General features: G+C 59.1%; 20 protein-coding genes. 13 read left to right on the forward strand and 7 right to left on the reverse strand.

The genetic code is table 11. The annotated features are described in order from the left end of the window. Positions 1-161: 161 nt before the first annotated feature. The 13 genes from mnmG (at position 162) to SJI03_RS05760 (ending at position 12,001) form a co-directional block, all read left to right on the forward strand. Complete coding sequence (mnmG, locus tag SJI03_RS05700; RefSeq protein ID WP_099377706.1) at positions 162-2,111, forward strand: tRNA uridine-5-carboxymethylaminomethyl(34) synthesis enzyme MnmG; 1,950 nt, start codon at positions 162-164, stop codon at positions 2,109-2,111. After that, positions 2,108-2,752, forward strand: a complete 645-nt coding sequence (gene rsmG / locus SJI03_RS05705) for a 16S rRNA (guanine(527)-N(7))-methyltransferase RsmG (protein WP_099377707.1) — start codon at positions 2,108-2,110, stop codon at positions 2,750-2,752. Before mnmG ends, rsmG begins: the two co-directional genes overlap by 4 nt. 159 nt (positions 2,753-2,911) lie before the next feature. Next, on the forward strand, positions 2,912-3,682 hold the full coding sequence (locus SJI03_RS05710) for a ParA family protein (protein ID WP_046681849.1): 771 nt from the start codon (positions 2,912-2,914) through the stop codon (positions 3,680-3,682). 64 nt (positions 3,683-3,746) lie between these two features. Continuing rightward, entirely contained in the window at positions 3,747-4,631 is an 885-nt protein-coding gene (locus tag SJI03_RS05715) for a ParB/RepB/Spo0J family partition protein (RefSeq protein WP_099377708.1), read from the forward strand. Positions 4,632-4,901: 270 nt separating this feature from the next. Then, positions 4,902-5,270 (forward strand): ATP synthase subunit I, encoded by a 369-nt coding sequence (locus SJI03_RS05720; RefSeq protein ID WP_099377709.1) that lies wholly within the window; start codon positions 4,902-4,904, stop codon positions 5,268-5,270. Positions 5,271-5,321: 51 nt separating this feature from the next. Next, positions 5,322-6,131, forward strand: a complete 810-nt coding sequence (gene atpB, locus SJI03_RS05725; protein ID WP_051959258.1) for a F0F1 ATP synthase subunit A — start codon at positions 5,322-5,324, stop codon at positions 6,129-6,131. A gap of 59 nt (positions 6,132-6,190) precedes the next feature. Then, positions 6,191-6,469, forward strand: a complete 279-nt coding sequence (gene atpE, locus SJI03_RS05730; RefSeq protein ID WP_034752695.1) for a F0F1 ATP synthase subunit C — start codon at positions 6,191-6,193, stop codon at positions 6,467-6,469. Between the two features lie 43 nt (positions 6,470-6,512). Continuing rightward, positions 6,513-6,983 (forward strand): F0F1 ATP synthase subunit B, encoded by a 471-nt coding sequence (locus tag SJI03_RS05735; RefSeq protein ID WP_034752697.1) that lies wholly within the window; start codon positions 6,513-6,515, stop codon positions 6,981-6,983. Between the two features lie 2 nt (positions 6,984-6,985). Beyond that, positions 6,986-7,531 carry a F0F1 ATP synthase subunit delta gene (locus tag SJI03_RS05740; protein ID WP_034783838.1) on the forward strand — a complete coding sequence of 182 codons (546 nt, stop codon included), beginning with the start codon at positions 6,986-6,988 and terminating at the stop codon, positions 7,529-7,531. A 78-nt stretch (positions 7,532-7,609) separates the two neighbouring features. Further along, complete coding sequence (gene atpA, locus SJI03_RS05745) at positions 7,610-9,151, forward strand: F0F1 ATP synthase subunit alpha (protein WP_077398373.1); 1,542 nt, start codon at positions 7,610-7,612, stop codon at positions 9,149-9,151. Positions 9,152-9,213: 62 nt separating this feature from the next. Next, entirely contained in the window at positions 9,214-10,089 is an 876-nt protein-coding gene (atpG, locus tag SJI03_RS05750) for a F0F1 ATP synthase subunit gamma (protein WP_046681852.1), read from the forward strand. A gap of 29 nt (positions 10,090-10,118) precedes the next feature. Then, entirely contained in the window at positions 10,119-11,519 is a 1,401-nt protein-coding gene (gene atpD / locus SJI03_RS05755) for a F0F1 ATP synthase subunit beta (protein ID WP_010393778.1), read from the forward strand. A gap of 62 nt (positions 11,520-11,581) precedes the next feature. Next, entirely contained in the window at positions 11,582-12,001 is a 420-nt protein-coding gene (locus SJI03_RS05760; protein WP_058050961.1) for a F0F1 ATP synthase subunit epsilon, read from the forward strand. A 73-nt stretch (positions 12,002-12,074) separates the two neighbouring features. Here the strand turns inward: SJI03_RS05760 and rsgA are convergent, their stop codons facing one another. The 7 genes from rsgA to SJI03_RS05795 all read right to left on the reverse strand — a co-directional run bounded on the left by rsgA (position 12,075) and on the right by SJI03_RS05795 (position 17,502). Continuing rightward, a complete protein-coding gene (rsgA, locus tag SJI03_RS05765) occupies positions 12,075-13,139 on the reverse strand; it encodes a ribosome small subunit-dependent GTPase A (protein WP_322426534.1) in 1,065 nt (354 codons plus the stop codon). A 275-nt stretch (positions 13,140-13,414) separates the two neighbouring features. Then, positions 13,415-13,969 carry a hypothetical protein gene (locus SJI03_RS05770; protein WP_322426535.1) on the reverse strand — a complete coding sequence of 185 codons (555 nt, stop codon included), beginning with the start codon at positions 13,967-13,969 and terminating at the stop codon, positions 13,415-13,417. A gap of 63 nt (positions 13,970-14,032) precedes the next feature. After that, the gene (gene speD / locus SJI03_RS05775) at positions 14,033-14,404 is read right to left on the reverse strand and encodes an adenosylmethionine decarboxylase (protein ID WP_322426536.1); all 372 of its coding nucleotides are present in this window, start codon (positions 14,402-14,404) and stop codon (positions 14,033-14,035) included. Positions 14,405-14,406: 2 nt separating this feature from the next. After that, positions 14,407-14,577: a hypothetical protein gene (locus SJI03_RS05780; protein ID WP_157814714.1), complete on the reverse strand. Its 171-nt coding sequence runs from the start codon at positions 14,575-14,577 to the stop codon at positions 14,407-14,409. Next, positions 14,574-16,037 (reverse strand): DUF4178 domain-containing protein, encoded by a 1,464-nt coding sequence (locus SJI03_RS05785; RefSeq protein ID WP_322426537.1) that lies wholly within the window; start codon positions 16,035-16,037, stop codon positions 14,574-14,576. The genes SJI03_RS05780 and SJI03_RS05785 overlap by 4 nt, the downstream gene beginning before the upstream one ends. 10 nt (positions 16,038-16,047) lie before the next feature. Further along, the gene (locus tag SJI03_RS05790) at positions 16,048-17,088 is read right to left on the reverse strand and encodes an SPFH domain-containing protein (RefSeq protein WP_322426538.1); all 1,041 of its coding nucleotides are present in this window, start codon (positions 17,086-17,088) and stop codon (positions 16,048-16,050) included. Positions 17,089-17,115: 27 nt separating this feature from the next. Beyond that, positions 17,116-17,502 (reverse strand): DUF350 domain-containing protein, encoded by a 387-nt coding sequence (locus SJI03_RS05795; RefSeq protein ID WP_322426539.1) that lies wholly within the window; start codon positions 17,500-17,502, stop codon positions 17,116-17,118. Positions 17,503-17,549: the final 47 nt, after the last annotated feature.

Genomic DNA, 17,549 nt, shown 5'->3' on the forward strand with positions numbered 1-17,549 from the left:
GGATGCGATTCGTGTTCCACGTGAAACAGAAAACACCGTTGACTTGCCACTGCTGAGTAAAAATTAAGCAAAAATTGGCCGTTGCAAGGTTGCGCTTGCAAAAAGACTCTATAATCGGAGCTCTCTTCCCGCATTTTTACTTGCACTGTTACCTATTTATCATGTTATTTCCTACAGAATTCGACGTCATCGTTGTCGGTGGTGGTCACGCCGGTACCGAGGCGGCCCTCGCTTCCGCCCGCATGGGGCAGAAGACGCTATTGCTCACGCATAATATTGAGACACTGGGCCAGATGTCGTGCAACCCCTCCATCGGCGGCATCGGCAAGGGCCACCTGGTCAAGGAGGTCGATGCCATGGGCGGCGCGATGGCGATTGCCACTGACGAGTCCGGCATCCAGTTCCGCATCTTGAATTCCTCGAAAGGCCCGGCAGTCCGCGCCACGCGCGCCCAGGCCGACCGTATTTTGTACAAGGCCGCCATCCGCACGCGCCTGGAAAACCAGCCGAACTTATGGCTGTTCCAGCAAGCCGTTGATGATTTGATCGTCGAAGGCGACCGCGTCGTTGGCGCCGTGACGCAGATTGGCCTGAAGTTTCTCGCGCGCGCCGTCGTGCTGACGGCTGGCACTTTCCTCGATGGCAAGATCCACGTGGGCTTGAATAACTACTCGGCTGGCCGCGCCGGCGACCCGCCTGCCATTTCGCTGTCCGCCCGTTTGAAAGAACTGAAACTGCCGCAAGGGCGACTGAAAACAGGCACGCCACCGCGCATCGATGGCCGCACGATCGACTTTTCCGTGATGCAAGAGCAGCCGGGCGACCTCGATCCCGTGCCAGTCTTCTCGGTCATGGGCAACACGTCCATGCACCCGCGCCAGGTGCCGTGCTGGGTCACGCACACGAATAGCCAGACGCACGATATCATCCGCGCCGGCCTGGACCGCAGCCCCATGTACACGGGCGTGATCGAGGGCGTCGGCCCTCGCTATTGCCCGTCGATCGAAGACAAGATCCACCGTTTCTCGGGCAAGGAATCGCACCAGATATTCCTCGAGCCGGAAGGCTTGACGACGCATGAGTTCTATCCGAACGGCATCTCGACGAGCTTGCCATTCGACGTGCAGATCGCCCTGGTGCAATCGATGAAGGGCATGGAAAACGCCCACATCCTGCGCCCCGGCTACGCCATCGAATACGATTATTTCGACCCGCGCGGCTTGAAGGCATCGCTGGAAACGAAGGCCGTCGCTGGCCTGTTTTTCGCCGGTCAGATCAATGGCACTACCGGTTACGAAGAAGCGGCCGCGCAAGGCATGCTGGCGGGCCTGAATGCGGCCTTGCTGACGCAGGACAAGGAAGCCTGGGTACCGGGCCGCTCCGAGGCCTATCTGGGCGTGCTGGTCGACGATTTGATCACCCAGGGCGTGCAGGAACCGTACCGCATGTTCACCAGCCGCGCCGAGTACCGCCTGAGCTTGCGCGAAGACAATGCCGACATGCGTCTGACGGAAATCGGCCGCACCCTGGGTTGCGTGGGCGACGCCCAATGGCAAGCCTTCGAGACCAAGCGCGAAGCGGTGGCGCGCGAACTCGAGCGCCTGCGTTCCACGTGGGTCAACCCGCGCATCCTGGCGGCCGCCGAATCGGAACGCATCGTTGGCCAGGCTATCGAGCGCGAGTATTCCCTGGCGGACTTGCTGCGCCGCCCGAACGTCGCCTACGACACCTTGATGAGCATGACGGGCATGGAAGGCCAGGCCCTGGCCGGCCCCGGCGTGATTGACCCGGCCGTGCGCGAGCAGGTGGAAATCCAGCTCAAATACGCGGGTTACATTGAGCGCCAGAGCAAGGAAATCGAGCGCCACGAACACTATGAAAACCTGGCTTTGCCGGAAGGTTTCAATTACCTGGATATCGGCGCGCTGTCCGTCGAAGTGCGGCAAAAACTCGACAAGCAGCGCCCGGAAACCCTGGGCCAGGCCTCGCGCATTTCCGGCGTGACGCCGGCGGCGATTTCGCTGCTGCTGGTACACCTGAAAAAGCGCGGTTTTGGTGCAGGTCAGGCCGAAATACAGACCACCACTTTAAAGGACGAGGTTGTTGAATGAAGCAGTTTGACCGGGCCGCATTGGCCCAGATTTTGAATGAAGGCATCGCCGCGCTGGGGCTCGACCTGAGCGCGGATCAGACGGAAAAACTGCTCGATTACCTGGCCTTGCTGGCCAAATGGAACAGCGTGTACAACCTGACGTCGGTGCGCGATCCACTGCAGATGCTGACCCTGCACGTGCTCGATTCGCTGGCCGCCGTGCCGGCGTTCGCGGATGCAAAGAATGTGCTCGACGTGGGCGCCGGCGGCGGCTTGCCGGGCATGGTCCTGGCCATCGCGCGGCCGGATGTGAAGGTGTCGATGATCGATACCGTGCACAAGAAGACGGCATTTTTGACGCAAGTGAAGGCGGAACTTGGTTTGAGCAACGTCACCGTGTACACGAAACGGGTGGAACAGCTGGAAGTGCAGCAGAAATTCGATGTGATCACTTCGCGCGCCTTTGCCGACCTGTCTGACTTCGTCAACTGGTCGAACCACGTGCTGGCCGAGGGCGGGCAATTCATCGCCTTGAAAGGGGTGGCACCGCCAGACGAGCGCGAGCGACTGCCGGCAGACTGGAAAGTGACGGAATTACGCGCAATTCAGGTGCCAGGGCTAAATGCAGAGCGGCATCTGGTCTTTATAGCAAGAATTTAAAAGCCGGAAAATTAAACGGTATAAATGAAATAAACAGTTTATACGGTATAAACGATATAAATGATTTATATCGTATAAATGAAATAAACAATATAAATCGTTTCGGCCAGATGCCGGGGCGCACGATGAAGTTTGCATCTCTTTACAACTAGAAGATACATGGCCAAAATTTTTTGTGTAGCAAATCAAAAGGGTGGTGTTGGTAAAACCACAACAAGCGTCAACCTCTCCGCCGGTCTGGCCAAGTTGAACCAGCGCGTGCTGCTGGTCGACCTCGACCCGCAGGGCAATGCGACCATGGGCGCCGGCATCAACAAGGCCGGTCTGAAGGCGTCGACCTATGAAGTGATGCTGGGCGAGTCCGATGTCAAAACGGCACGCCAGCGTTCGGAAGCGGGACGCTTCGATGTCTTGCCGTCGAACCGCGAACTGGCCGGCGCCGAAGTGGAGATGGTCGAACTCGACAACCGCGAACGCCGCCTGAAGGATGCACTGGCCGAAGTGGACAGCGAATACGATTTCATCCTGGTAGATTGCCCACCGGCATTATCGATGCTGACCCTGAACGGCCTGTGCGCCGCGCATGGCGTGATCATCCCGATGCAGTGCGAGTACTACGCATTGGAAGGTTTGTCCGATCTGGTCAACACCATCAAGAAGGTGCATGCCAACCTGAACCCTGATCTGAAGATCATCGGTCTGCTGCGCGTGATGTTCGATCCACGCATGACATTATCGCAACAAGTGTCGGCGCAACTGGAGCAGCACTTCGGCGACAAGGTTTTCAATACCATCATCCCGCGCAATGTACGCCTGGCCGAAGCGCCGTCGTACGGCCTGCCCGGCGTGACCTTCGACCCCAGCTCGAAAGGCGCCCAGGCATATATCGCCTTCGGCGCCGAGATGGTCGAACGCATCAAACATATGTAAACAAGGAGCGAGCGTCTGCACATGATGATGTGAGCGCTTACTCTGAAAACACGATTAGGACAGCATGGCTACGAAAAAATTAAAAGGACTGGGTCGCGGACTCGACGCCCTGTTGGGCGGCGGCGGCGACTTCGCCAGTCCGGACACGCATCAACCGTCGAACTTGCCCGTGTCACAAATGCAAGCCGGCAAATATCAGCCGCGCACGCGCATGGACGAGGGAGCGCTGAATGAACTGGCCGCCTCGATCAAGGCGCAAGGGCTGATGCAGCCGATCCTGGTGCGCCCGATCGGGCAAGATACCTTGAGCGGACTTGTTAAATATGAAATCATCGCCGGCGAACGCCGTTTCCGCGCTTCGCAACTGGCCGGCCTGACGGAAGTGCCAGTGCTGGTGCGCGATGTGGACGACCTGGCCGCCGCCGCCATGGCGCTGATCGAGAATATCCAGCGCGAAGACCTCAATCCGCTGGAAGAAGCGCAGGGCATCCACCGCCTGATCGCCGACTTCAGTTTTACGCATGAGCAAGCGGCCACTGCGCTGGGACGCTCGCGCAGCGCCGTGTCGAACCTGTTGCGCTTGATGAACCTGGCCCATCCCGTGCAGACCATGCTGATGGCCGGCGATATCGACATGGGCCATGCGCGCGCGCTGCTGGCCGTCGATGCGGCCAGCCAGATCACGCTGGCGAATCAGGTCGTGGCCAAGCGCCTGTCGGTGCGCGAAACGGAAAAGCTCGTGACGCGCACGGTCGAGGAAGCGGCCAACCCGGTCGAGCCGCGTCAGAAGGAAAAATCGGGCGACATCGCGCGCCTGGAAGAAGAGCTGTCCGATGCGCTGGCCACCCCCGTGGTGTTCAAGATGGGCAACAAGGGCCGTGGCCAATTGGTGATTGATTTTGCCGATCTTGACGTGCTCGATGGTTTGTTGACCCGCTTGCGTGGTTAAATAGCAAGCTGCAAAGGCAGGGGCCATGCGGGCGTGGACAATCTGGCCATGCTTTCCAGATGCACCACGTGATTCCTTGATAACACGGCTGGAAGCGGCCAGACAAGCGACTTTGCCATATAGTGGTGCAAATGGCGGCGAATAGTCGGTAAAGCGTCAGTTTCACGCAGCAATTGCCCTGCTGCGGTGCAGCAACGTTTGACTCTATAGATCAAAGCCAACTATAATCCCGTGTCTTTGCGTGTGTAGATTTTTCTGGGAACTTGGCAATTGAGTGATTCACAACAAAGTATTGCCAAGCCAGTCTACAAAGTAGTTGCATTGCAGCTAGCAATCGCTATCAGCTTTGCCACGGTCACCCTGTTTTTCGGTGGTCATGTCAGAGGCTGGTCCGCCGCATACGGCGGCGCTATCGCAGTCATCGGTAGCCTGGTATATGCCCTGTTGGTCGTTCGCGGTTCTAGCGACGCCAACAAGGCATTCCGGGCGCATTTGCGCGCAGAAGTGGTGAAAATATTTATCACAGCGGTGCTGTTTATATTGGCACTGGTGTTGTTTCAGTCGGCCGCCTGGTTATGGCTGATCTTGGGTTTCGCGGTGGCAACCTTAGCATACTGGTTTTCATTGCTCGCTGTTTAATCATTGGTTTTGGGGCCTGTTGAGCTCTGAAACGACAAATCTAAATTCATTATGACCACAGAACACGCTATTGAAGCGGGCCATGCTGCCCCGGCCAACGCCACAGAATACATCAGTCACCATCTGGCCCACCTGAGAAGTGCCGACGGCATGATCAATCTGGATACGTTCTGGATTTCGGCCATTCTGGGCTTTGTTTTCCTGGCTGTTTTCTATATGGCGTCGCGCCGCGCGACGGCTGGTGTCCCTGGCAAGTTGCAAAACTTCGTCGAAATGGTCATGGAAATCGTCAATGACACTATTAATGGGGCCTTCCACGCGAAAAGCAAGGTCATCGCGCCGCTGGCCATCACTATTTTTGTGTGGGTCTGGTTGCTCAACGCGATGGACTTCCTGCCGGTTGACCTGTTGCCGAAGATCCTGAGCTGGTTTGGCGTGCATAAACTGCGCGCCGTGCCGACCGCCGACGTCAACCACACCTTCGCCATGTCGCTGTCGGTCGTGCTGTGCGTGATCGCCTTCTCGATCAAGGCCAAGGGCCTGGGCGGCTGGATCAAGGAACTGTTCACGGCACCGTTCCATGCGAATGGCCTGATCGCCACGATCGCCCTGGCACCTGTCAATTTCTTGCTGCAAATGGTTGAGCTGGTTGCAAAACTGATCTCCCTGTCGCTGCGACTGTTCGGCAATATGTATGCCGGCGAACTGATTTTCATCTTGATCGCGTTGTTGCCTTGGTGGGCACAGTGGGCGTTGGGTGGTCCATGGGCAATTTTCCATATCTTGATTGTAACTTTGCAAGCTTTTGTGTTTATGGCGTTGACGGTTGTGTATCTGAGCCTCGCGGTTGAGAAACATTAATCATTAACTTTATATTTTGTTTTTTTAGTATCTTTCGTTTTTAAATTTAGGAGAATTTTATGCAAGCTCTGATCGCACAAGTACAAAGCATGACCGTTCTGGCAGCAGCAATCATCATCGGCCTGGCCGCAATCGGCACCGCTCTGGGCTTCGCTATCTTGGGTGGCAAATTCCTGGAAGCTTCGGCACGTCAACCAGAACTGATGCCACAACTGCAAACCAAACTGTTCGTTATCGCTGGTCTGCTGGATGCTATCTCGATGATCGGCGTTGGTGTTGCTCTGCTGTACACGTTCGCTAACCCGTTCCTGTCCGCTCTGACGGCTGTTGCTCAGTAATTCGCTCCAACCCTAGGAGAAACTTTTAGTTAGGAGCAAAGGTATGGACATCAATATGTCGCTCATCGGCCAGATGATCACCTTCGCGGTGTTGGTCTGGTTCTCGATGAAGTTCGTATTTCCAGCGCTGAACAATGCGCTGGATGAGCGTGCCAAACGAATCGCGGATGGATTGGCTGCGGCCGATCAAGGTCAGGCTTCGATGGCAGTCGCTGAAAAGCGTGCGCAAGAGGCATTGAACAGTGCACGTGAAGAAGCGTCGCAACGCGTTGCGGACGCTGAAAAGCGCGCGCAGCTGGTTGCTGAAGAGATCAAGCAAAATGCACAAGCTGAAGCTGCGCGTATCATTGCGCAAGCCCAGTCGGACGCCGAACAGCAACTGTCGAAAGCACGCGAACAATTGCGCGCTCAGGTGGCTGACCTGGCTGTCAAGGGTGCCGAGCAGATCTTGAAGCGTGAAGTAAACGCTACGGCTCACGCCGAAATGTTGCAGCGTCTTGCTGTCGAGCTGTAATCATGGCAGAACTCGCAACCGTCGCCCGTCCCTACGCGGAAGCTTTGTTCCGCGTAGCCCAAGCTGGTAAGGAGTCAAGCAACCTCGCGGCGTGGTCCGAACTGGTGTCCGAACTGGCACAGATCGGTAGCCACCCCGAGGTACAGGCGTACGCGCGCAATCCGAAAGTTTCGGAAAGCGACGTCGCCGCCACCATCCTGTCGTTGTTGAAATCGCCGCTCAATGAGGAAGTGAAAAACTTCGTCACGATGTTGATCGAAAATGGCCGCATCAGCCTGCTGCCGGAAATCGGCGCGCAATTCCATACGTTGAAAAACGGTCTGGAAGGTGCGGCTGACGCCGAGATCACGAGCGCTTTCGATCTGAGCGAAGGCCAAACGGCCGAGCTGGTCGCAACGCTGGAAAAGAAATTCAGTCGTAAGCTCAACCCTGCCGTCACAGTGGATCCATCGCTGCTCGGCGGCGTGCGCGTGGTCGTTGGCGACCAAGTGCTCGATACCTCGGTGCGCGCCAAGTTGCAGCAACTGCATGCTGCACTGGTGTCGTAAGACACGCGCTTCGGCAGGCCAGCTTAGACAGACCCTTACCCCTCGCGCAAGCTGAGAGAAACACTTTTAGGAGTTAGTATGCAACTCAACCCATCTGAAATCAGCGAGTTGATCAAGAGCCGGATCCAAGGTCTTGACGGCGGCGCTGAAGTGCGTAATCAAGGCACGGTTATTTCCGTCGCCGACGGTATCTGCCGCATCCACGGTTTGTCGGACGTGATGCAAGGCGAGATGCTGGAATTCCCAGGCAACACGTTTGGCCTGGCAATGAATCTGGAACGCGACTCCGTCGGTTCCGTGATTCTGGGTGCCTACGAGCACATCTCCGAAGGCGATACGGTGAAATGCACCGGCCGCATTCTGGAAGTGCCAGTCGGTCCTGAGCTGCTCGGCCGCGTTGTCAACGCGCTGGGTCAGCCAATCGACGGCAAAGGCGCCATCGACACGAAACTGACGGCCGCGATTGAAAAAATCGCGCCGGGCGTGATCGCCCGTGAGTCCGTTTCGCAACCAATGCAAACCGGCCTGAAGTCGATCGATGCGATGGTTCCAGTTGGCCGCGGCCAGCGCGAACTGATCATCGGCGACCGTCAAACCGGTAAGTCGGCTGTGGCGATTGATGCGATCATCAATCAAAAAGGCCAGGGCATGAAGTGTATCTACGTCGCGATTGGCCAAAAAGCCTCGTCGATCAAGAACATCGTGCGCTCGCTGGAACAGCACGGCGCGATGGAATACACCATCGTTGTCGCCGCTTCCGCTTCGGAATCGGCCGCCATGCAATACATCTCGCCGTACTCCGGTTGCGCCATGGGCGAATACTTCCGTGACCGCGGTGAAGATGCACTGATCGTCTACGATGATCTGTCCAAACAAGCTGTTGCATACCGTCAAATCTCGCTGCTGCTGCGCCGTCCACCAGGTCGCGAAGCGTACCCAGGCGACGTGTTCTACCTGCACAGCCGCCTGCTGGAACGCGCAGCACGCGTGAACGCCGACTACGTCGAGAAGTTCACCGATGGCGCCGTCAAAGGCAAGACCGGTTCCCTGACGGCGCTGCCGATCATTGAAACGCAAGCTGGCGACGTGTCCGCATTCGTTCCAACCAACGTGATTTCGATTACCGACGGTCAGATCTTCCTGGAAACCTCGCTGTTCAACGCCGGTATCCGTCCTGCGATTAACGCCGGTATTTCCGTATCGCGCGTCGGTGGCGCCGCCCAGACCAAGGTTATCAAAAACCTGTCCGGCGGTATCCGTACCGACTTGGCGCAGTACCGTGAACTGGCCGCGTTTGCGCAGTTCGCTTCGGACCTGGATGAGTCGACCCGCAAGCAGCTGGACCGTGGTGCCCGCGTAACGGAATTGCTCAAGCAAGCCCAGTACTCGCCACTGTCGATCTCGCTGATGGCCGTATCGTTGTTCTCGGTGAACAAAGGCTTCATGGACGACGTGCCAGTCAAGCAAGTGCTGTCGTTCGAAGCTGGTGTCCACGCTTACATGAAGACCAAGCAAGCTGCTCTGCTGGCCAAGATCGAAGAAACCAAGCAACTCGACAAAGACAGCGAAGCAACTCTGTCGGCGGCCATTGCTGATTTCAAGAAATCCGGCGCATATTAAGCGGCCAGGCGGCGCCCACCTCGAGTGAGGCGCCGCCCTACGCGCAGAAGGAGTAAGGACTCATGGCATCAAGCAAAGAGATACGAGGCAAGATCAAGAGCGTAGAGAATACGAAGAAGATCACCAAGGCGATGGAAATGGTCGCCGCGTCCAAAATGCGCAAGGCGCAAGACCGGATGCGGGCCGCTCGTCCCTACAGTGACAAGATTCGGAATATCGCCGCCAATCTGGCGACCGCCAATCCGGAATACACGCACCCGTTCCTGGCAGCTGCCCAGGGTACGCAAGCGAAGGCAGTGGGTTTCATCGTTGTCACGACCGACAAAGGTCTGTGCGGCGGCATGAACACCAACATCCTGCGCCAGGTGACGTCGAAGTCGCGCGAGCTGGAAGCAGCTGGCAACCGGGTTGAAGCAGTTGCCATCGGTAACAAGGGTTTGGGTTTTTTGAATCGCATCGGCGTCAAGATCGTCGCCTCTGCCATTCAGACCGGTGATACGCCCCACCTGGACAAACTGATCGGACCCGTCAAGGTCATGCTCGAAGAGTTCCAGGCAGGCAAGATCGATGCAGTGTACCTGTGCTACACCAAATTCATCAACACGATGAAACAGGAACCAGTCGTGGAGCAATTGCTGCCCCTGACGGCCGACAAGATGGTCGCCGACAAGGGTGCCCACTCGTGGGATTATATCTACGAGCCGGACGCGCAAAGCGTGATCGACGAATTGCTGGAGCGCTATGTAGAAGCGCTGGTGTACCAGGCAGTCGCGGAGAATCTGGCGTCCGAGCAATCGGCACGGATGGTCGCGATGAAAGCTGCAAGCGACAACGCGGGTAGTGTGATCGGCGAATTGAAGCTGATCTACAACAAGACCCGCCAAGCTGCGATTACCAAAGAACTCTCCGAAATCGTCGCCGGTGCGGCTGCGGTTTAAACGAATTTAACTATATTGAAGGAACGAACATGGCTGATGGCAAAATCGTTCAGTGTATCGGCGCTGTGGTGGACGTTGAGTTTCCCCGCAACGCGATGCCTAAGGTATTTGATGCCTTGAAGATGGCAGGCTCGGAACTGACCCTGGAAGTACAACAGCAGTTGGGCGACGGCATTGTCCGTACCATTGCACTCGGCTCGTCCGATGGCCTGCGTCGCGGCATGATGATCCAGAACACCGGCAAACCTATCATGGTGCCAGTCGGTAAAGCAACTCTGGGTCGCATCATGGACGTGCTGGGCAACCCGATCGACGAATGCGGCCCAGTGTCGCACGAGCAAGTCGCATCGATCCACCGCACCGCTCCTGCATACGACGAACTGTCGCCATCGCAAGAACTGCTGGAAACCGGCATCAAGGTGATCGACCTGGTTTGCCCGTTTGCAAAAGGCGGTAAAGTTGGTCTGTTCGGCGGCGCTGGCGTAGGCAAGACCGTCAACATGATGGAACTGATTAACAACATCGCTAAAGCGCACAGCGGCGTGTCCGTGTTCGCCGGTGTTGGTGAGCGTACTCGTGAAGGTAACGACTTCTACCACGAGATGGCTGACGCGAAAGTGGTCGATCTGGAAAACCCGGAGAACTCCAAAGTGGCGATGGTCTACGGTCAGATGAATGAACCGCCAGGTAACCGTCTGCGCGTTGCGCTGACCGGCCTGACGATCGCTGAATCGTTCCGTGATGAAGGCAAGGACGTTCTGTTCTTCGTCGACAACATCTACCGCTTCACGCTGGCAGGTACCGAAGTATCGGCACTGCTGGGCCGTATGCCGTCGGCTGTGGGTTACCAACCGACCCTGGCTGAAGAAATGGGCCGTCTGCAAGAGCGTATCACGTCGACCAAGACCGGTTCGATCACCTCGATCCAGGCCGTCTACGTTCCAGCCGATGATTACACCGATCCGTCGCCTGCTACCACGTTTGCTCACTTGGATTCGACCGTTGCGCTGTCGCGTGACATCGCTTCCCTGGGTATCTACCCAGCCGTGGACCCACTGGATTCGACCTCGCGTCAGCTCGATCCGTTGATCGTTGGTCAAGAGCACTATGACACCGCGCGTGCCGTGCAAACGACCCTGCAACGCTACAAGGAATTGCGCGACATTATCGCGATTCTGGGTATGGACGAGCTGGCACCGGAAGACAAACTGCTGGTTGCCCGCGCACGTAAGATGCAGCGTTTCCTGTCGCAGCCTTTCCACGTCGCTGAAGTCTTTACCGGCGCGCCTGGTAAATACGTTTCGCTCAAAGACACGATCAAGGGCTTCAAAATGATCGCTTCGGGCGAACTCGATCACCTGCCGGAACAAGCGTTCTACATGGTCGGCACGATCGAAGAAGCAATCGAAAAAGCCAAGAAACTTAACTAAGTTAAGTCTGGGCCTAACCCTGCCCCTTACAAGGCGGGGTTCTTCAACCCGATAGGACACACATGGCACACACAATTCACGTTGACGTGGTTTCCGCTGAAGAACTGATTTTTTCAGGCGAAGCAGAATTCGTCGCGTTGCCGGGTGAACAGGGCGAGCTGGGTATCTACCCACGCCACACGCCTTTGATTACCCGCATCCGTCCGGGCGCGGTCCGCATCAAGGTAGTCGGCCAGGCTGAAGAAGAGTTCGTCTTCGTTGCCGGCGGCCTGCTGGAAGTGCAACCGGATACCGTGACCGTCCTGGCCGATACCGCGATCCGCGGTCACGACCTGGACGAAGCGAAAGCGCTGGAAGCGAAGAAGTTGGCGGAAGAAAATATCCACAACAAGGATTCGGGCATCGACTACGCGCAAGCGCAAGCCGAGCTGGCCAGCGCTATTGCGCAGCTGGCAGCGATCCAGAAGCTGCGCAAGATTTAATTTCAATCTGCGCCGCACAAGAAAGGCAGCCTTCGGGCTGCCTTTTTTTTCAGCAAACGAATTTCAGTAAAAATCAGCGGCGCTTGTCCTTTCCCCTTTCCATTCCTGCCTTTAATACCGTCTTCCACTTGGCGCGCGCGGCAATGCGCTCGAGCGGCGTTTCCTCGCTGCGGTGCGCATCGCGCAGCAGCTTGTGATAATTGCGCAAGCGGTCCGCATCGACGGCGCCGCGCACGGCGCAACCAGGCTCGCTGGCATGCCGGCAATCGCGGAACTGGCATGTCGCCGCCAGCGCCGCGATGTCGTCGAAGGTGGCCGCCAGGGTCTGCGCGTCGGCGTCCGCGCGCCAGCTGCGCAGCCCCGGCGTATCGATGATGCAGGCGCCGCTGGCGCACAGGTGCAGCGAGCGCGCCGTCGTCGTGTGCCGGCCACGGCCGTCGCCATGGCGCACGCCATTGGTCGTTTGCTGCGCCGCTGACAAGGTGTTGGTCAGGCTGGACTTGCCGGCGCCCGATGAGCCGAGCAGCACCAGGGTCTGGCCAGCATCCAGCCAGGGTTCCAGGATGGCCACGTCATACGCATGGCGCGTATCGATGGCAAACAGGGGCACGTGAGGCGGCAGGCGCTGTTTGAGCTGCGCCAGCTTGCCAGCCACGTCCTCGGCCACGTCGGCCTTGCTCAGCACCACCACGGGGCTGACCTGGGCCGCCAGCACGATGGCCAGGTAGCGTTCCAGGCGGCGCGGGTTGAAATCCCCATCGAGTCCCATCACCAGCAGGGCCGTATCGACATTGCTGGCGAGCACTTGCCGCCGGCCGTCATTGCCGCGCCGGGCGATTTGCGTGACCGGGGATAAGTGCGCCGTTATCCACAGCGTGCCGTGCGCATCGGGTTCGGCGGCGATCCAGTCACCCACCGTGAGGACGGTGTCCTGGGCCAACAGCTCGTGCAGCAGGCGCGGCACGATGTGCGCCGGGTGTTCCCGGATGCCGTCGTGCACGCCGATGCTGTCGCGGTGTACGGCGCTCACGCGCAGCAGTTGTGCGGCAGGGCAAGAGAGGTCGAGTTGGGTGGCTGCGCTGGCGATGGCCTGCTGCAGCCCGATAAGGCGTAGTTGCGCGAAATCGAATGCGATCATGGTAGCGTGATTCCAGATTCTGTCGTCCGCGTGCGGACGTGTAGCCTGCGCGAGCAGGCACCGCCAGTCGCTATGACTGGCACGAAAGAAAGGGAAGTCGGCTACGCGATCACGCGTATGGGAAGTGCGAGCTAAAAAGGCTTAGCAGTGGAAAACAGTGATCAGGCAGCCGACAGCACGGCAGTATCCGAATGGCGCATGTTGTTGACTCCTGTTGTATGGTGAAAAACGCCAGTGTGCCAGCGGCGCGCGCCGCCGTCAATGGAGCGTGTGGCTCAGCTGCACATGCCGTAAGCCTGGCGCTCGGGGAAGTAGCGGTAGGTAAACGTGCGCACCGGGTAGCGCTTGCCGGCGACGAGCATGTCGGGCATCGACAGGTCAAAGCGCTGCGGCAGCTGGCGCGGCAGTTGCAGGCGCAAGCGCCACTGGGTTTCGGCGCTCGAACCGACGGCGGAAAACATGATGGGCAGCTGCTCGATGACGTCGACGATTTCCGCCTTGCGGTTCATGCCGCGCTGGTAGATGGTCAGCACCTTGGCTTCGGCAAATGGCTGTTTGTGTGGTTCTTCCAGCAGGAAGGACAGGCGCGTAAAACTGGCTTGCGTGCCGATGGGAAGCGTAAAAATCAGCGCCAGCTCCGTGCCGCCTTCCTTCAAGGTGACGGGTGGCGTGGCATACACGCTGATACCGCGCGGCAGTTCGAAGCGCGAACCCTCCGTCCACATCTTGCACTCGGGCGTGGTGGCCTGGTACAGGCTGGGCGCCGTGTAGTCGTTGCAGGCGGAGACCAGCAGCAGCAGGGGCAGGGCGAGGAGGGCGGAACGGTGCATGGGAGTCACGGTTGGGATATGAGCCGACAGTGTAAGCGATCCCTCCGCGATCCACCAGCGACGCTAGGAATGCCCGGGTGGCGCGCGCCGCACCGATTGCAGCTGGCAGTGCGCCGCCTGCAGCGCGTCCTTGATGGCGTCCAGCGCCAGCTGCGGCTGCGCCGCGCCGCACATGAAGATATCGACGGCGGCAAAGCCGCATTCCGGCCAGGTGTGGATGGAGATGTGCGATTCGGCCAGCAGCACCACGCCGGTGACGCCCTGGCCGGCGCCAAAGCTGTGGAAATGGCTGTGCAGTACTTGCGCGCCGGCTGCGACGGCCGCCTCGCGCAGCAGACGCTCGAGCGCCGCGCTCTCGCGCAGGCGTTCCGGCGCGATGCCAGACAAATCGGCCAGTAAATGGGTGCCCAGGGGCAGATGCGGTGTGGCTGCCATGCTTACTTGTGGCTGCCGCCGCTGGAGCCGCCACCATAGCTGCCGCCGCCGCTGCCCGTGCGCGAACTCCAGCTGCTGCCGCTGCTGCTGCCGGCTACCTTGAACATGCGCACCCAGTTGGCGGCCGTGACACTGAAGGTCACCATCAGGGCATAGATCACGTATTTACTCATGGGGGATTCTTTGCATTCTTGTCGAGAAAAGCGGCGGGCAGGAACAGCGCCAGGCAGCCAAGCAAACTCCACATCAAGGTGCTGGAGAACGAGACAAACATGGGGATCGCATTCAGGACCAGCACGATGACGATGAAGACCTTGGCGATGCCGCGATGGCTCAGCTGGATATTCTGCGCTTTGGTACCACCATGGAAGGCGGCGCCGAACCAGGCGGCCATCTGGTCATAGGCGACGGGCACGGAGCGCGACCACGTCATTTCCTCGCCGGTGAGCTCCGCCGCCAGTTTGGTCTGTCCCTGCTCGAATTCATGGACATGCGTGCTGTCGCCGACGGCCACTTTCCAGTTGAAGGCACCGGCCGCGTACACGACCTGCGAGCCGTAGTCATACAGTTTGCGGTAGGTGGCGCCATCGAGCGTGCAGGTATCGGCGTCCAGCGACGCCCAGTTGGGCCAGTTCGGCAGCACGTTCGAGCGCGACCAGCCATCGTCCGTCTCCACCAGCCAGAAGAAGCCGGCGCGCGCGTTGTACAGCAGGTATTCGTTCCACTCGCTGCCCTCGTCGTCGGCGCGGCGCATCATGCCGATCACCGTGAAATCGACATTGCTGACCTTCGCGCTGGCGCCCAGTTCCAGCGTGATGTCGGCGTTGTCGTGCACCTGCTTGCCGATGGCCAGCACCTGCGCTTCCGGGCCGCTGGCGTCGAGCTGCGCGTGGCAGGCGGGGCACACGAGTTGCGCCGCCGCGCCAGGTACGTACTTGATGCCGCTGCCGCAGGACGGGCAGTCGAGCGCGTCGAGCTTGCCGCGGTATTTGCCGGCGCTCTTGGCGATGGCGTCGTCGTCGCGCAGCAGCTGGCACTGCAAACCATCCAGGGTGACGGCGACGCCCTGGTAGACGACGGGATGCGGGCCATCCGTGTAGTCGAGCGTGACAAAGCTGGCGTAGTTGCGGAAGTCCGCCACCTGGATGCGCCAGCCGGCGCCCACCTTGAACGGCAATTCGCCCTGGCCGGCGATGCATTCGGCGCTGCGGATCTCGGCCGCCGTGTACGGCTCGCCGCAGATCGTATAGCGCTTGCCCGGCGCCAGCTCGCCAAAGACGGGCAGGGCGTCTTGCGTGCTGCGCTCGCGCGTCAGCGTGTACAGGCCGGACGAGTCGCCCAGCCACGCCGTGCTGGCGTCGTCGAACAGCAGATACCACTCGTTCCACGTGCCGGCGCTGTAGCGCTGCTGGATGCGGCCGACGACCGTGAAGTGCACGCCATCGTGCACGCCGGCCGTGCCGATCTGGATCGGCGAATAATCTTCCAGGACGGCCGACATCTTGCCCACGTCCCTGACGGAATCGGCGTCCTTGAGGATGGTGCTGTGGCAGTACTCGCACACGGCGAGCACGGAAGCATGCGAGCGGAAGTGGACTTCCGCACCGCAGCTGGGACAGGAAACAGTTTGCATGCAGTCGCGCTTAGCCGATCAGTTTTTTCAGCAGTTCAGCCTTGGCGCCGTCGTAGTCGGCCGGCGAAATGAGGCCCTTGTCGAGCAAGCCCTTGAGTTTTTCCAGACGCGTCTCGATCGCTTCTTCCGCGGGGGCCGGTGGTGCAGCCGGAGCTGGCGCCGGGGCGGGCTGCTGCAGCGCACCGCCCATGCTTTGCGCCATCACCTGGCCAATCGACAGCCCGGCGCCCAGGCCCGCGCCGATGCCGGCCATGCCGCCCTCGTTTTGCGCCGCCAGCGGAATCGCGTTGGCCACCTGGAATTTGGTAAAGCCGCTCATCTTGTCGGCGCCCAGCCCGCCCTTCATGCCGGCCGAGATGCGCTCGTCGAGCGCCGCCTGCAATTCTTCGGGCAGGCTGATGCTGGCCACGTTGAATTCATCGAGGCCCACGCCATAGCGGGCAAACGCCTGCGCCAGGCCATCCTTGACTTCCTGCGCCATCAGCGCCTGGTTGGCCGCCATGTCGAGGAAGGGGACATTTGCCCCGCCCAGCGAGCTGGCCATGCTCGACATCAAAATGCCGCGCAATTGATCTTCCACCTCGTCACGCGTATAGACATCGCGCGTGCCGCTGATCTCGGTGAAGAAGGTGCGGGCGTCGGCGATGCGGTACGAGTACATGCCGAAGGCGCGCACGCGGATCATGTCGAAATCCTTGTCGCGGATGGTGATCGGCTGCGGCGTACCCCACTTGCGGCCAGTCTGCACGCGGGTGCTGAAGTAATACACGTCCGACTTGAACGGCGAATCGAACAGCTTGTCCCAGTTTTTCAGGTTGGTCAGCAGCGGCAAAGTCTGCGTCGTCAGCTTGTGCGTGCCGGGACCGAAGACGTCGGCGATCTTGCCTTCATTGACGAAGACGGCCACTTGCGATTCGCGCACATTCAGGATGGCGCCGTTCTGTATCTCGAAATCCTGCATGGGGAAGCGCCAGGCCAGTACGCCTTCCGTCTCTTCGTTCCATTGCAGTACATCGATAAACTGCTTCTTGATAAAGCTGCCGAGGCTCATGATGGTGTCCTTGAATGAGGTAAAACGTCAGGAAATGCAGGCGGCGTTGATGGCGCCGATCGACAGGGAAATGGCGGCCAGCAGGCCGCCGAAAGCGCTGTTGTTCGATTCAATCTGGTCTTTCGACATGCGCAGCAGGCGGGTGGTGACCACATAGGCGAGCAATTGCACCACCATGGCGCCGAAAGCCCAGGCGAAAAACTGCTGGTAGTCGGCCGTGTGCATCAAGGACGAGGCGATAGTGGCGGAAAAACCCAGCATGGCGCCGCCTAGCGACAGGGCCGCCGCCTGGTTGCCCTGGCGGATCAGCAGCACTTCGTTATACGGCGTGACGCGCGTGTAGATGATAAAAAATACAATCAGCAGCGCGGCGGCCAGTAAAAGGTGGATCAGATAGTTTAGGATGTCGGGCACGGCATTCCTCGCAATGAGCATTTGATAACGTCAACGCATATTAGAAC

This window comes from Janthinobacterium sp. GMG1 (genome assembly GCF_034427795.1).
In the GTDB taxonomy this organism is placed as follows: domain Bacteria; phylum Pseudomonadota; class Gammaproteobacteria; order Burkholderiales; family Burkholderiaceae_D; genus Janthinobacterium.

Bases quoted from the DNA above. Each gene is read 5' to 3' on its own strand.
- mnmG (WP_099377706.1), top strand. From the start codon at position 162: ATGTTATTTCCTACAGAATTCGACGTCATCGTTGTCGGTGGTGGTCAC.
- rsmG (WP_099377707.1), top strand. From the start codon at position 2,108: ATGAAGCAGTTTGACCGGGCCGCATTGGCCCAGATTTTGAATGAAGGC.
- SJI03_RS05710 (WP_046681849.1), top strand. From the start codon at position 2,912: ATGGCCAAAATTTTTTGTGTAGCAAATCAAAAGGGTGGTGTTGGTAAA.
- SJI03_RS05715 (WP_099377708.1), top strand. From the start codon at position 3,747: ATGGCTACGAAAAAATTAAAAGGACTGGGTCGCGGACTCGACGCCCTG.
- atpB (WP_051959258.1), top strand. From the start codon at position 5,322: ATGACCACAGAACACGCTATTGAAGCGGGCCATGCTGCCCCGGCCAAC.
- atpE (WP_034752695.1), top strand. From the start codon at position 6,191: ATGCAAGCTCTGATCGCACAAGTACAAAGCATGACCGTTCTGGCAGCA.
- SJI03_RS05735 (WP_034752697.1), top strand. From the start codon at position 6,513: ATGGACATCAATATGTCGCTCATCGGCCAGATGATCACCTTCGCGGTG.
- SJI03_RS05740 (WP_034783838.1), top strand. From the start codon at position 6,986: ATGGCAGAACTCGCAACCGTCGCCCGTCCCTACGCGGAAGCTTTGTTC.
- atpA (WP_077398373.1), top strand. From the start codon at position 7,610: ATGCAACTCAACCCATCTGAAATCAGCGAGTTGATCAAGAGCCGGATC.
- atpG (WP_046681852.1), top strand. From the start codon at position 9,214: ATGGCATCAAGCAAAGAGATACGAGGCAAGATCAAGAGCGTAGAGAAT.
- atpD (WP_010393778.1), top strand. From the start codon at position 10,119: ATGGCTGATGGCAAAATCGTTCAGTGTATCGGCGCTGTGGTGGACGTT.
- SJI03_RS05760 (WP_058050961.1), top strand. From the start codon at position 11,582: ATGGCACACACAATTCACGTTGACGTGGTTTCCGCTGAAGAACTGATT.
- rsgA (WP_322426534.1), bottom strand. From the start codon at position 13,139: ATGATCGCATTCGATTTCGCGCAACTACGCCTTATCGGGCTGCAGCAG.
- SJI03_RS05770 (WP_322426535.1), bottom strand. From the start codon at position 13,969: ATGCACCGTTCCGCCCTCCTCGCCCTGCCCCTGCTGCTGCTGGTCTCC.
- speD (WP_322426536.1), bottom strand. From the start codon at position 14,404: ATGGCAGCCACACCGCATCTGCCCCTGGGCACCCATTTACTGGCCGAT.
- SJI03_RS05780 (WP_157814714.1), bottom strand. From the start codon at position 14,577: ATGAGTAAATACGTGATCTATGCCCTGATGGTGACCTTCAGTGTCACG.
- SJI03_RS05785 (WP_322426537.1), bottom strand. From the start codon at position 16,037: ATGCAAACTGTTTCCTGTCCCAGCTGCGGTGCGGAAGTCCACTTCCGC.
- SJI03_RS05790 (WP_322426538.1), bottom strand. From the start codon at position 17,088: ATGAGCCTCGGCAGCTTTATCAAGAAGCAGTTTATCGATGTACTGCAA.